This is a genomic window from Candidatus Omnitrophota bacterium, from assembly GCA_030688425.1.
Lineage (GTDB): Bacteria > Omnitrophota > Gorgyraeia > Zapsychrales > JANLHA01 > JAUYIB01.
The window spans coordinates 373,665-386,969 of the sequence record JAUYIB010000012.1; the positions used below are offsets into that span (position 1 = coordinate 373,665).

Consider the following 13,305-nt stretch of genomic DNA (forward strand, 5'->3'; position numbering starts at 1 on the left):
CCTCAGCTGTCTAAAAGCCTGTCGATGTACGCCTTCACCTTTTTAAAAATCTCTTCACGGCTGCCTTCGGCGCAGATCACCTTGACGCGCCCGGGTTCATGCCGGGCCAGCGCCAGGTACCCCCTCCGCACGCGGGTGTGATAGGGCACGGATCTCAATTCGATCCGGTCCTTGACCTTGCCCTTGCGTCTGAGACCTTTGCGGGTCTCAATATCGAACAACAACGTCAAATCCGGCGCGATCCCGCCGGTGGCGAACTTGCCGATCCTCTTGATCTCCGCGATGTCCACCCCGTTGCCGTATCCCTGATACACGACCGTCGAATCCAGAAAACGGTCGCACAGGATGATCTTCCCCTGCTTCAAGGCCGGACGGATCACTTCCTTGACCAGCTGCGCCCGCGCGGCCATGTAGAGCAACGTTTCACATTCATCCGCCATGTCCGTGTTCTTCACGCTCAGCAAAATACGCCGGACTTCTTCGCTGATCCTGACCCCGCCGGGTTCCCGCAAGAAAAGGACCGGCTTCTTCCGGCCTTTCAGATAATCGCAGACCAGGGCGGCCTGGGTGCTCTTGCCAGACCCTTCCGAGCCTTCAAAGGTGATGAATTTGCCCACGGGCCGGCTCACAGCCACCTCCAGGTCTGGCCGTCCTTGGTGTCTTCGACGGCAACGCCTTTTTGCTTGAGCAGCTCCCGCAGCTCGTCAGAACGCTGAAAATCCTTGCACGCGCGGGCCTGCTTGCGGTCGTCCAGAAGCCCCTGCATCTCGGCACTCAATGGCTTGTCCTGTTCTTTAAGGAAAAGCCCGAAAATTTCCCGTCCCAGATGCTCGAGGGTGTCCACGGCCTGAAAGATCACGTCGGTGTAGGCGTCATCCCTCTGACCGCGGTCGATGTATTTGTTGGTGTCGTTGACCAGGTCAAACAGCGTGGCCAGGGCCTGCGGGGTGTTGAAATCGTCGTCCATCGCCGCGAGAAAATCGGCCTTGCGGTTCTCGATGAACTCCACCGGCCGGGAGTCATAGACCTTCCGGTGCTTGATCATTTCAAAAGCCTTCCAGAACAGGACGTCGAAACGCTGGATGGCCTTGTGCATCTCGGACATTTTCTCTTCCGTGAAATCGATCGGGCTGGCGTAATGCGACGACAAAAACAACAGCTTCAATTCGTCCACCGGATATTTCTTGACGGCGTCCTGGATCGTGATGAAATTGCCGAGGGACTTGGCCATCTTCTGCCCGTTGATGGTGACCAGGCCGTGATGGATCCAGTATTTGGCGAACGGCTGGCCCGTGTAGGCCTCGGACTGGGCAATCTCGTTCTCATGGTGCGGGAAGATCAGGTCGCGGCCGCCGGCGTGGATGTCCAGGGTATCGGTGTTGAGGTATTTCATGCTCATGCAGGAGCATTCAATGTGCCAGCCCGGGCGTCCCCGGCCCCAGGGGCTGTCCCACCAGGGTTCGCCTTCCTTGGATCTTTTCCACAGGGCGAAATCGAGAGGGTCTCGCTTCTTCTCGTCCTTCTCGATGCGGACCGCCTCCATCATTTTGTCGATGCTCTGGCCAGAGAGTTTTCCGTAGTCGGAGAACTTGCGCACTTCAAAGTACACGTCCCCGTCCTTGGCGTAGGCGAACCCCTTGTCGATCAAGGCCTGGATGTGCTTGACCATGTCGCCGACGTTTTCCGTGGCCCGCGGCTCGAGGTCGGCCTTGCCGATCCCCAGGCTCGCCAGATCGCGATAATAGGCGTCGATGTTGGCTTCGGCCACCGCGTCGCTGGTCTTGCCGGTTTCGTTGGCGCGGGCGATGATCTTGTCGTCCACATCCGTGATGTTGCGGACAAACTTGACGTCATACCCGCGGAACTTCAGATACCGGCACATCATGTCAAAGACATACAGGCTGCGGGCATGGCCGATGTGACAAAGGTCATAGACCGTGGCCCCGCAGGTGTAAATGCGCACAGACTTGCCCTTAAGGGGGACAAAGTCCTCTTTTTTCTTGGTCAGAGAGTTATAAATCTTCATCAGGAGATCCTAAAAGAACCACAGCGTCCCGCCGGGGCGCGGCGCTGCGGAAAAACCTCACAATTTATTCGCGCCCTTCCGGGGACGGGCGTTTCCGGGAATGGTCTTCCAGCGTCTTGATCCGGCGCAAAAGATCGGTCATGTTCTGCATGACCGGATCCGAAGCGTGGACATGGTCCATCATGGTGTCAAGCCGCTGCCCGTCCTGCTTGGTGATATGGCCGGGGACGCCCACCACCGTGGCATTGGGCGGGACACTCTTCAGGACAACCGCGTTCGCCCCGACGTACGAATTCGATCCGATCGTGATGTTCCCCAAGACCTTGGCCCCGGTCCCCACAACCACGTTGTCGCCCAAGGTCGGATGGCGTTTGCCGGTTTCCTTGCCGGTCCCACCGAGCGTCACCCCCTGGAACAACGTGACGTTGCTGCCGATGATCGCGGTCTCCCCGATCACGACCCCCATGCCGTGGTCGATGAACAGCCCCTTGCCGATGGCGGCGCCGGGATGGATTTCAACGCCGGTCAAAAACCGCGCCAGCTGGGAAATCGCACGCGGGAAAAACGGCACGCCCTTTCTCCAAAGCCAGTTGGAGATCCGGTAAAAGATCATGGCGTGCAGGCCCGGATACAGCAGCAGGATCTCGACGACATTCTTCGCCGCCGGGTCGCGGTCCTTGGTGGCCTTGAGCTCGTCCGAGAAAACGATCGAGACCAGCAGTAAAAAAACGGCGATGGTCAGCAAAACCGTTAAAACAATCATGGCTCGCTCCTAAGATCTGGTTTTTTTCAATAACACCGTCGCGTAGGCCGACACGCCTTCTTTCCGGCCCGCGAACCCCATGCCTTCGTTGGTGGTGGCCTTGATGTTGACGGCCGTTTCCTTGATCGACAATTCCCGGGCGATCCGGGAACACATGATTTTCTTAAAGGCCTTGAGGTTGGGTTCCTCGGCCACGACGACCGCGTCCACGTTGTTAATGTTGTATCTCTCTTTCTTCATGACGTCGAAAACGGACTTGAGCAGCTTCAAACTTGAAATGTTCTTAAACCGGAAATCCGTGTTGGGAAAATGCTCGCCGATGTCCCCCTTGCCCATGGCGCCGAGGATGGCGTCGCAGATGGCGTGGATCAGGACGTCCGCGTCCGAATGGCCCGCCAGCCCCATACCGTAAGGGATCTCCACACCTCCCAGAAACAACTTGCGGCCTTTGACAAAACGGTGGGCGTCATACCCGATACCGACTCGCTGGCTCATCTCAATTTCCCTTTCAGTTTTAACAAGACTTCGGCGACCGCCAGGTCCGTCCGGGTGGTCACTTTGATGTTGCGGTCGTCGCCTTTCAAAATCTTGACCCTCACGCCCATCTTCTCGACCAGGACCGCGTCATCGGTCGGTTCACAGCACAGCCTGGCCTGGTGGGCGCGAAACAGAATATCTTTCCGAAAAATCTGCGGCGTCTGGGCCTCCCACAGGACGTCCCGCGGCAAGGTTTCCAGGACATGCAGGTTCTTGGGATCGGCCTTTTTTACCGTGGATTTGACCGGGACTGCCACGATCACCGCCGGTTCCTTCCGGCACAGCTGCAGGGCCCGGGACAAAACCTCCGCGCTCAAAAGGGGCCGGGCCGCGTCATGGACAGCCACAACATCCGTGTCCGCGTCAACAGCCTTCAACCCTTCATAAACCGAATCCGAGCGGGTGGCGCCTCCTGCAAGGATCTTCACGACCTTCGAGATCCGGAACCTCTTCGCCAGCGCCTGAAAACGGCCGATCAATCCCCGCCGGGTAACCACAATTATACTATGGATCACCGGGCTTTTTTGAAAAACTTCAAGACTGTGGACGACGAGCGGCTTGCCGGCCAGGAGCACCAACGGCTTGGCCACGGAGGCCTTCAGTCTCGTCCCCGAACCCGCCGCCGGAATAATGACTTGGATTTTTATGCCCATAACTCATGCCTTGAGCTTCGCAAAAATCATCCGCCCGGACTGGGTCTGGAGCACGGACGTCACCAGCACCCCGACCTTCTGCCCGATCATCCGCCGGCCGTCCGCCACAACGATCATCGTGCCGTCATCCAGATATCCGACGGCCTGGTTCGGCTCCTTGCCCTCTTTGACCAGACGGGTCTCGATCTCTTCTCCCGTCAGCACGACCGGCTTGACGGAATCGGCCAATTCATTGATGTTCAGGACCTCCACGCCCTGCAGGGACGCGACATGTCCCAGATTGGCGTCCATGGTGCAGATGCTCCCATCCATCATCTTGGCCAGTTGGACCAGCTTGGCGTCGACTCCCAAAGACCCGGGGACGTCGTCTTCCCGGACGATGAGGTTCATTTTTGTGTCCTTCTGCATGGTCTTGAGGATCTCCATACCCCGGCGGCCGCGCTGGCGTTTGATCTCCTCGTGAGCGTCCGAAATTTTCTGAAGTTCCTGGAGAACGAAACGCGGCACCAGCAGACGCCCGGGGACAAAACCTGTTTTATAAATGTCCGCGATCCGCCCGTCGATGATCGCGCTGGTGTCCAGCAGGATCACCCGCTCTCCCATCTCCTGGCGCTTGAACCGGACATACGGGATGATGACATGAAACTCGTCTTTCCCCCGCAGGGCCATGACCGCGCCGAGATAGGAAAAGATCAGCGTCAGGATGACCCGCAGAACGGAATGCCAGAATTCCCCGAGGGGAAGGAGAGACAAAATATCCGTCAGGAGCTTTGCCATGAAGAACCCGAGCAACAGGCCGAAGACCATGCTCGAGAGCCCGCGCACCGAAACGCGGCGGAGGCTCATCTCCGCGAAAATCAGCACGAACCCGCTGGCGACACCCGCCATCATCCCGTTGGTCGACTGGTCCTGGATCGACCCGAGATAGGACCCGACAAACCCGCAGATGATCAGAAAAAACGCCCGGACGAATAATAATGTCATGGACAACTCCTCCCCTGTGACCTTCGCCTAACGATAAGTCGTCACCAAAAACAACCGGCAACGGGCGAAGGGAATGTTATTTCTCCAAAATGCAGTTCCCGAAATGATACATCCGGAAAAACCGCACCAACGTTTTTTCAGAGTATTGCCCCAGTTGCGAACCCCTCCCAGCCCCGCCTCCGGCGGTCGAATCGGCGGGGCCCTGAACGAAGCGAATGGGTTCGCCCAGCAAACTTACGCCGCCTACGGCTCCGCAAGTTTGGGGCTCATAAACTCTCCAGCGCTTCCTTGACCGTGTGCACGGCCGTCATGACCAATTTCGTGTCCTTGAACCCGCCGCGGGCGTTGAGGTTATTGGCCGGGATGATACAGCGCTTAAATCCAAGTTTCTCGGCCTCGTTCAAACGCACGGCAAGCTGGGAAACGCTCCGCACCTCTGCGGAAAGGCCGACTTCTCCAAGGACGACGGTATCGAACGGGACAGGCCTGTCCAGGAGGGCCGAGGCCACGGCCAGCGCCACGCCCAGGTCCCCCGCAGGGTCCATCACCTTGACTCCGCCGACAACGTTCAAGAAAATGTCCTTGTCTCCCAAATTCAGCCCGAGCCGTTTCTCCAAAACCGCCACGAGCAGGGCCAGGCGGTTAGGGTCAAACCCCTGGGCCTTCTGCCGGACGATCCCGAAATTCGACCGGCTCACAAGGCCCTGGACCTCGACCAGAAACGGCCGCGTGCCTTCCAGGACCGGCACCACGACCGAACCGGTGGCGTTCTGCGGCCGCTCGCACAAAAAGATTTCCGACGGATTCAGGACCTCGGACAATCCGGAAGAAGTCATTTCAAAGACGCCGATCTCGTTGGTCGAGCCGAAGCGATTTTTGGTTGTCCGCAGGACGCGGTACGCGGTGTAACGTTCCCCCTCAAAATACAGGACCGTGTCCACCAGATGCTCCAGTACCCGCGGGCCGGCCAGCATGCCTTCCTTGGTCACGTGGCCGATGATAAAAAGCGCGATCCCCGCGGTCTTGGCCAATTGCGTGAGGATCGCCGCGCTCTCCCGGACCTGCGTGACGCTGCCGGGGCTCGAAGCGACTTCCGGGTGATGGACCACTTGGATCGAATCGATCACCACAATCTGGGGCATCATCTTTTTGATGTCGTTGAGGATCACGCTCAGGTCGATCTGGTTGACGATATAAAGGTGCTTCGGGTCCTTGGCGATCCGGTCCGCCCGCATCTTGGTCTGCTGGACGGATTCCTCACCGCTGACATAAAGGACGTTCTGCCCCTGGGCGCTCAGGGCGCACATGATCTGGAGCATGAGGGTGGACTTGCCGATGCCGGGGTCCCCGCCGATGAGCGTCACCGATCCCGGGACGACCCCGCCACCCATCACACGGTCAAATTCCGCGATGCCGGTGGTCATCCGCTTTTCCCCGCCGGCCACAACATCCTTCAGCAGGACCGGTTTGTCCTTGAAAACGACACCGCCCCGTTTTTCCTGGGGGACAGGCGCGGTGTTTTCCTCGACATAGCTGTTCCAGCTCTCGCACTCAGGGCACCGGCCGATCCACCGGGGGGCCTGGGCTCCGCAGCTCTGGCAGACGTAGATGGTTTTAGTCTTCATCAGAAAGAGACTTTCCTTTCAACGCCGATCATGTCGTCCTCGTCCTGAGTATAGTTGCCGGGACTGCCGTCGTTAGTTTTCAGATACTTCAATTCCGTCGCGGACCCCTTCTCACCCTTGATCCTCTTGAGGGTCCATTCCAGATTGTCCCCTTCCTGGCTCACGATGGCCTCTTTTTTCAAACCCTTGATCTGCCGGTCGAGGTTCGCAAGGTCCCTGATGTCGATCTGGCCGGTCACATTGGAAGTGAAACCATTGGCATTGGTGATGCTGGAATTGGTCAACTGCACGAACGGGAAGACGCCTTCAAAGTTCAGGACAAAATTCTGGTACGTCGACGTCTTGATCGTCCCGTACTCGCTCAAAAAACTGCCTTTCACCTGGACCCGGCTCAATGGCCCTGAAAAAAGAAGTTCCCCGGCCAGGGGACCGGAGGCCTTCCCGGCCCCCTCCTTCAGCCAAAAGGCCAGAAAATCCCCGATGTCGATCCCCAGGGTTTGGACGGTCATATTCACCGGATACGGATCGGCCAGAGAGAAAGACCCCTTGCAGGTCAGGCTGCCGACGAGCAAATAATGGATGAAGATGGTGTTGTTTCTGAATTCAAACTGCCCGGAAAGTTCCCTCACCGGCTGAAAATTGACCAACGTATAGTTGCTCCAAATTTTCCCGCTGATCTTGGGGACCTTCTGTTTCTCGTCACGGCCGATCTCCAGGGGAATCTCCAGGACCGACGAGATCTCAAAAACCGGGGTTTTCAGATGATCGATATTGACCGTGATCTGGTACTGCCGGTCCGCGGTCTGCTCGGCTTTCAGGGCGATGGCCCGGTTGTCGTCCGCGCCGATGATGAATTCAAACGTTTTTTGCCCGGGATCGATGCGGCCGCTGAAAGGGACAAGGACCTTCGCCTCGGAGACCGATGGGGAAACCGACCCTAACAAAAAAGCGAGGCCAATGAGAAGTCGCTTCATGGAGAATCCCGTCCGGTGCCGCACGGGGGAACTGCCCGCCGCGGCGGGACAGTCCGGGATTAAGGTTCCGGCTTTTCGAAGACCAGGTTGTCGTTTCTTCGGTTGACCTTGATCCTGGTCCCGTCCTTGTACTGGCCGGAGATGATCTCTTCCGCCAAAGGATCTTCCAACAGGCGCTGGATGGTCCTCTTGAGAGGCCTGGCCCCGAAGACGGGGTCAAACCCTTTCTCGATCAACAGTTCCAGCGCTTCGGGGCTCAATTCCACAAGGATATCCTTGTCCTTGAGCCGTGCCGTGACGTGCTTGACCTCCAGATCAACGATCTGCTGGAGGTTCTCCTTGGTCAGGGACTGGAACACGATGATGTCGTCGATACGGTTGAGGAATTCCGGCTTAAAAACCTTTTTCACTTCGTCCAGAAGGCGCGTCTTCATGTCGGAGTAGGTGGCGTCGCCCGCCGGAGAGACGAACCCCAGCGACCCCTTGCTGCGCAGCATCTCCGCGCCGACGTTGGAGGTCATGATAATGATCGTGTTGCGGAAATCCACCTTGCGCCCCAGGCTGTCGGTGAGGCGGCCTTCTTCAAAAACCTGCAGGAGGATATTGAATACGTCCGGATGGGCCTTCTCGATCTCATCGAGGAGGACAACGGAATACGGTTTGCGCCGGACCTTTTCGGTCAGCTGGCCGCCTTCTTCATACCCGACATATCCCGGCGGCGCGCCGATCAGGCGCGAGACGTTGAACTTGTCCATGTATTCCGACATGTCGATCTGGATCAGGGCGTCGGCGTCGCCGAACATGAATTCGGTCAGAACACGGGCGAGCAGGGTTTTTCCCACGCCGGTCGGCCCCAGAAAGATGAACGATCCGATCGGACGTTTCGGGTCCTTGATCCCGGCCCGCGAACGGCGGACGGCGCGGGCGATCGCGCTGATGGCCTCGGTCTGCCCGACGACGTTTTTGCGCATCTGCTCCTCCATCTTGAGGAGCTTCTCGCTTTCGTTCTGTCCAAGCCGCACCAGGGGGATCTGCGTCCACTGGGAAATGACCCGGGCGATGTCCTCTTCTCCGACGGTGACCGTCACGGTGTCCCGGCGCTCGCTCCACTCGGCGCGCAACTTTTCCAGCTTCTCGCGCGTGATACGTTCCTGGTCGCGCATGCTGGCGGCCTTTTCAAAATCCTGGCTCTTGATGAAGGCCTCTTTTTCCTTGCGCAACTGCTCGATCTGTAATTCCAGGTCCTTGATGTCCGGCGGGACCTCCATGGCCTTGATCCTCGCACGGGAGCCGGCCTCATCCAGGATGTCCACGGCCTTGTCCGGCAGGGCACGGCCGGAAATATAACGGTCCGACAATTTGACGGCAGCTTCCAGGGCCTCGTCGGAATATCTCACGCGGTGATGCGCCTCATATTTGTCGCGCAGCCCCTGGAGGATCTGGATCGCCTGCTCGACGGACGGCGGGTCCACCATGATGGTCTGGAAACGCCGCTCCAAGGCCGCGTCTTTTTCGATATGTTTCCGGTATTCGTCCAGCGTGGTGGCGCCGATGCACTGGATCTCGCCGCGGGCCAGGGCCGGCTTGAGGATGTTGGCCGCGTCGATCGCGCCTTCGGCGGCCCCGGCGCCGACAAGGGTATGAAGCTCGTCAATGAACAGGACGATCTTGCCGGACCGCTTGATTTCGTCCATGATCGCCTTGATGCGCTCTTCAAACTGGCCGCGGTATTTGGTGCCCGCGATCATGAGCGCCAGGTCCAGGACCACGATATTCTTCTCGCGCAGAAGCTCAGGGACGTCGCCCTTGATGATCAGCTGGGCCAGGCCTTCGACGATGGCGGTCTTGCCCACGCCGGCCTCGCCGAGAAGGACCGGATTATTCTTGGTCCTCCGGCTCAATATCTGGACGATACGCTCGATCTCGTTCTGCCGCCCGATGACGGGATCCAGCTTGTTTTCCTTGGCCAGCTTGTTGAGGTTGCGGCCGTAGGCGTCGATCGCCGGGGTCTTGCCGGACCGCCCTCCGCCGGTCTGCTCCTGGGCGTTAAACCCGGGAATTCCCGAACCGAGGAGCTCCATGACCTCGTTGCGCAGTTTGCCGAGGTCCAGGCCGAGATTCAGGAGCACGCGATAGGCCATGCCTTCGCCTTCCTTGACAAGACCGAGGAGAAGATGCTCTGTCCCGATATAATTATGCCCGAGGGCGCGCGCCTCTTCGGCGGAAAGTTCGAGGGCTTTTTTCGAGCGTGGGGTGAACGGAATGTCGCCCAGGACCTGGGTCTGAGGACCGGGCTGGACCAGCTTTTCCACCTCAATGCGGATCGTCTCAAGATCAAGGCCGAGCTTCTGCAGGACCGCGGCGGCCACGCCCTCGCCTTCGCGGATCAGCCCCAGCAGAAGATGTTCGGTCCCGATGTAATCGTGGTTAAAACGCCTCGCCTCTTCCTTAGCGTAGACGATGACTTTCCTGGCCCGTTCGGTGAATCTATTGAACATTCCTTGAGTCCTCCTCGTTGATGCCGGATTGGATTAAACCGAGCCGAACTTCTGACGAATCAAGCTGGCCCGCCGGGAATCCCGGGATGTCGTTGTGAGTTTTTTGCCTTCAAGCTTTTGCAGGTGCGCCGGCTGGATCATGATGAACAACTCGTTCATGGTCTTGCGGTCCACGTCCTTGACGATGCCCAGGTCGATCCCCAGCCGCACCATGGACAGCAGCTCCACGGTTTCCTGGCTGGAGATGATGTGCGCATTCTTGAGGATACCGAGCGAACGGAAAATTTTGTCCTCCAGCATCGGCTTGTTCTGCATCAGCAGGGCCTGACGGGCCTGCTCTTCCTGCTCGATGACCTGGCGGATCAACCCGTTGATGTTCTGAATGATGTCCTCCTCGCTATGGCCGAGGGACACCTGGTTGGAGATCTGGTAAAAGTTCCCGCTGGCCTGGGTCCCCTCGCCGTAAAAACCTCTCGAGGCGAAACTCAATTTGGCGATGGCGGCCAGGACCTTGTTGATCTGCTTGGTCATGACCAGGGCCGGAAGGTGCAGCATCACCGAGCCGCGCATGGCGGTCCCGGTGTTGGTCGGACAGGCGGTCAGGTACCCCCACTCCGGCAAGAAGGCGAAATCCAGGGACTGGGACAAATGGTCGTCGAGCGAATTGATCAAATCCCAGGTTTCGCTCAGATTAAACCCCGAACCGATGCCCTGGATGCGCAGATGATCTTCCTCGTTGATCATGATGGAGACCGTTTCGTCCTCGGCCACGACCAGCGCTTTGGACTCGGTGTTGGTCGCATGCTCGTGGCTCATGAGATGACGCTCGACCAGGAATTGACGGTCGATATTGTCCAGGTCGTTGATCTTGAAGGTCGTGCTGCTTTTCATCCTCTCGACCCCGGACAAGGCCTTCTGAACGAGCTCGATGGTCTCGATCAGACCCTTCTTGCTCGCCCGGTTGGGAAACGGCACCTGACTGAGGTTACGGGCGAGACGGATGCGCGAGGACATCACGATGTTCGAATGCGGCCCCGTGCCTTTGAGCCATTCGCCGGTCCGGTTGATCAGTTCATTAAGGTCCATCTGTTCTCCCTGAAGTCTATGCCTGTTCGCGGCTTTCCGCCTGGCGGATCTTGTCGCGCAACTCCGCCGCTTTTTCAAAATCTTCCGATTCGATCGCCCTCTGCAGTTGATGACGCAAATCCTGGAGGGTGTCCACGGCTTTCTTGCCGGCCTGCGCCTGGATCAATTTCGTCGGCGACTTGCCGACATGGCGGCCGGACCCATGGATCTTTTTCAACAGCGATGAAAGGTGCTGTTTGAAGGCCGGGTAACAATTCCCGCAGCCCAGACGGCCGAATTTTCGGAAATCCTCGTAGCTCATGCCGCAGGCCGGGCATTCCAGTTTGACCTTCTCGAATTCCTTGACCTGCTTGCCGAAATCCGCCAGCCCGGCCAAAAGGTCCGCCAGGCCGAACTGCTGCTCCATCTGCACGCTCTTCTCCCGCGCGCATTCTTCGCAGAGGTGCATCTCGGTCATCTGGTCGTCGACGATCTCGGTCAGATGGACAGTCGCTTTTTTCTTGCTGCAAATGTCGCAAAGCATAATCGCGTCCTCGGCCTTAGTACCGGATTCCGTCCTGCCGGGTGATGGTGTGGAACCACTGCAAAAGTTTCAACGTCAAAGCTCCGGGCTTGCCGTTGCCGACAAGCCGGCCGTCGATCTTCACCACCGGGATGATCTCGGCCGCCGTGCCGGTCAGAAAACATTCGTCGGCGTTATACAGCTCGTGGCGCGTGATATGGGTCTCCAGCGTTTTGATCTTGTGCTCCGCGGCCAGCGACAGCACGGCGTCGCGGGTGATCCCGCTCAGGCGGCCCTGGGACGGCGTTGACAGGACGCCGTTCTTGGCCATAAAAATATTGTCGCCCGTGCACTCGGCCACAAACCCGTGGTTGTCCAGCATGATCGCTTCCAGGTACCCCGAATTATTCGCCTCGATCTTCGCCAGGATATTGTTGAGGTAGTTGAGCGATTTCAGCCGCGGGTTGAGCGCCTCGGGATGGTTGCGCACCGTTGGCACGGTGATGATCTCAAGCCCTTTTTTGTAAAGTTCCGCGGGATAGAGCGTAATTTTGTCGGCGATGATGATGGTGTTCGGCTTGCCGAAACATTTGCGGGGGTCCAGCCCCAGGTCCCCTTCCCCCCGGCTCACCACCACCCGGATATAGGCGTCGTCGAGCTTGTTTTCCTTGAGCGTGTCCACGATGGCCTTGGCCATCTGAACGCGGGTCAGCGGGATCTCGATCATCAGGGTATGGGCTGTTTCATAAAGCCGGTCCACGTGCTCCTTGAGCTTGAACACAAGCCGGCCATAGGAGCGGATGCCCTCAAAGGCCCCGTCGCCGTAAAGGAACCCGTGATCGTACACGGACACCTTGGCGTCTTCTTTGTCCACAAATCGGCCGTTGATATAAATTTTCATGATGTCTTCTCCTGCTTGCTAAAGTTTCACGTTTGAAAGTCCCGCGAAGCGGGATTAAAGATGCGCCGGGTTCAACGGCACCAACATGCCGTCCTTCATATGAATGGTCTTGTGCGACCGCCGCGCGATCCCTTCGTCGTGCGTGACGATCAGGAGGGTCTGCTGGTTGCGGGCGTTGAGTTCCATGAGAAGATCGATGATCGCCTCACCGGTCTCGGAGTCCAGGTTGCCGGTCGGCTCATCGCAGAAAATGATGGCAGGCTCGTTCACCAGGGCCCGCGCTATGGCGACCCGCTGCTGTTCTCCGCCGGAAAGCTGATTGGGCTTGTGCGACATGCGGGCCTGCAGCCCCACCCGCTCCAGCAGCCGCTCGCCTTTGCCCTTCAATTCGTCCGAGTTCCTCAGATCGGCCTTGACCAGCGCAGGCAGGATGACATTTTCCAGGGCGGTGAATTCCGGCAAAAGGTGATAAAACTGAAAAATGAACCCGATCTTCAGGTTGCGGATCTTGGCCCTTTCACCGTCGTTGAGCTTGTAAATGTTCCGGTCATCCAGAAGGACCTCGCCCTGTGTGGGCTTGTCCAGCCCTCCCAGGATGTGCAACAGGGTCGATTTGCCGGCCCCGGACGGTCCCACAACCGCGTGAACGCCGCCCTTTTCGATCTTGAGATCGATTCCTTTCAAAACGCGCAACTCGCTGCCGTTCTGACGGTAAACCTTTTGGATGTTACGCGCTTCCAGCACCGGATCCCATCC

Annotated in this window: 13 protein-coding genes; all 13 read right to left on the minus strand. The window is 58.3% G+C overall.

The window, feature by feature from the left end:
* Nucleotides 1-2: 2 nt before the first annotated feature.
* A complete protein-coding gene (gene tmk, locus Q8Q08_02835) occupies nucleotides 3-629 on the minus strand; it encodes a dTMP kinase (protein MDP2652947.1) in 627 nt (208 codons plus the stop codon).
* Complete coding sequence (gene cysS, locus Q8Q08_02840) at nucleotides 626-2,026, minus strand: cysteine--tRNA ligase (protein MDP2652948.1); 1,401 nt, start codon at nucleotides 2,024-2,026, stop codon at nucleotides 626-628. Before cysS ends, tmk begins: the two co-directional genes overlap by 4 nt.
* Nucleotides 2,027-2,090: 64 nt before the next feature.
* Nucleotides 2,091-2,789 (minus strand): serine O-acetyltransferase EpsC, encoded by a 699-nt coding sequence (gene epsC / locus Q8Q08_02845; GenBank protein ID MDP2652949.1) that lies wholly within the window; start codon nucleotides 2,787-2,789, stop codon nucleotides 2,091-2,093.
* A 9-nt stretch (nucleotides 2,790-2,798) separates the two neighbouring features.
* Nucleotides 2,799-3,284, minus strand: a complete 486-nt coding sequence (gene ispF / locus Q8Q08_02850) for a 2-C-methyl-D-erythritol 2,4-cyclodiphosphate synthase (protein ID MDP2652950.1) — start codon at nucleotides 3,282-3,284, stop codon at nucleotides 2,799-2,801.
* Nucleotides 3,281-3,979, minus strand: coding sequence for a 2-C-methyl-D-erythritol 4-phosphate cytidylyltransferase (gene ispD / locus Q8Q08_02855; GenBank protein ID MDP2652951.1), 699 nt, complete (start codon nucleotides 3,977-3,979; stop codon nucleotides 3,281-3,283). The genes ispF and ispD overlap by 4 nt, the downstream gene beginning before the upstream one ends.
* Nucleotides 3,980-3,982: 3 nt before the next feature.
* The gene (locus Q8Q08_02860; GenBank protein ID MDP2652952.1) at nucleotides 3,983-4,963 is read right to left on the minus strand and encodes a hypothetical protein; all 981 of its coding nucleotides are present in this window, start codon (nucleotides 4,961-4,963) and stop codon (nucleotides 3,983-3,985) included.
* Nucleotides 4,964-5,229: 266 nt separating this feature from the next.
* Nucleotides 5,230-6,591: a DNA repair protein RadA gene (gene radA, locus Q8Q08_02865; GenBank protein MDP2652953.1), complete on the minus strand. Its 1,362-nt coding sequence runs from the start codon at nucleotides 6,589-6,591 to the stop codon at nucleotides 5,230-5,232.
* A complete protein-coding gene (locus Q8Q08_02870) occupies nucleotides 6,588-7,562 on the minus strand; it encodes a hypothetical protein (protein MDP2652954.1) in 975 nt (324 codons plus the stop codon). Before Q8Q08_02870 ends, radA begins: the two co-directional genes overlap by 4 nt.
* 59 nt (nucleotides 7,563-7,621) lie before the next feature.
* Nucleotides 7,622-10,060 (minus strand): ATP-dependent Clp protease ATP-binding subunit, encoded by a 2,439-nt coding sequence (locus Q8Q08_02875; protein ID MDP2652955.1) that lies wholly within the window; start codon nucleotides 10,058-10,060, stop codon nucleotides 7,622-7,624.
* Nucleotides 10,061-10,093: 33 nt separating this feature from the next.
* Nucleotides 10,094-11,146, minus strand: a complete 1,053-nt coding sequence (locus tag Q8Q08_02880; protein ID MDP2652956.1) for a protein arginine kinase — start codon at nucleotides 11,144-11,146, stop codon at nucleotides 10,094-10,096.
* A 16-nt stretch (nucleotides 11,147-11,162) separates the two neighbouring features.
* Nucleotides 11,163-11,669, minus strand: coding sequence for a UvrB/UvrC motif-containing protein (locus Q8Q08_02885; protein MDP2652957.1), 507 nt, complete (start codon nucleotides 11,667-11,669; stop codon nucleotides 11,163-11,165).
* 16 nt (nucleotides 11,670-11,685) lie between these two features.
* A complete protein-coding gene (ilvE, locus tag Q8Q08_02890) occupies nucleotides 11,686-12,549 on the minus strand; it encodes a branched-chain-amino-acid transaminase (GenBank protein ID MDP2652958.1) in 864 nt (287 codons plus the stop codon).
* 54 nt (nucleotides 12,550-12,603) lie between these two features.
* Complete coding sequence (locus tag Q8Q08_02895) at nucleotides 12,604-13,293, minus strand: ABC transporter ATP-binding protein (GenBank protein MDP2652959.1); 690 nt, start codon at nucleotides 13,291-13,293, stop codon at nucleotides 12,604-12,606.
* Between the last annotated feature and the right edge of the window lie 12 nt (nucleotides 13,294-13,305).

Excerpts from the sequence above, each read along its gene's own strand:
- cysS (MDP2652948.1), bottom strand. The coding sequence starts at position 2,026 with ATGAAGATTTATAACTCTCTGACCAAGAAAAAAGAGGACTTTGTCCCC.
- epsC (MDP2652949.1), bottom strand. The coding sequence starts at position 2,789 with ATGATTGTTTTAACGGTTTTGCTGACCATCGCCGTTTTTTTACTGCTG.
- ispF (MDP2652950.1), bottom strand. The coding sequence starts at position 3,284 with ATGAGCCAGCGAGTCGGTATCGGGTATGACGCCCACCGTTTTGTCAAA.
- ispD (MDP2652951.1), bottom strand. The coding sequence starts at position 3,979 with ATGGGCATAAAAATCCAAGTCATTATTCCGGCGGCGGGTTCGGGGACG.
- Q8Q08_02860 (MDP2652952.1), bottom strand. The coding sequence starts at position 4,963 with ATGACATTATTATTCGTCCGGGCGTTTTTTCTGATCATCTGCGGGTTT.
- Q8Q08_02870 (MDP2652954.1), bottom strand. The coding sequence starts at position 7,562 with ATGAAGCGACTTCTCATTGGCCTCGCTTTTTTGTTAGGGTCGGTTTCC.
- Q8Q08_02875 (MDP2652955.1), bottom strand. The coding sequence starts at position 10,060 with ATGTTCAATAGATTCACCGAACGGGCCAGGAAAGTCATCGTCTACGCT.
- Q8Q08_02880 (MDP2652956.1), bottom strand. The coding sequence starts at position 11,146 with ATGGACCTTAATGAACTGATCAACCGGACCGGCGAATGGCTCAAAGGC.
- Q8Q08_02885 (MDP2652957.1), bottom strand. The coding sequence starts at position 11,669 with ATGCTTTGCGACATTTGCAGCAAGAAAAAAGCGACTGTCCATCTGACC.
- ilvE (MDP2652958.1), bottom strand. The coding sequence starts at position 12,549 with ATGAAAATTTATATCAACGGCCGATTTGTGGACAAAGAAGACGCCAAG.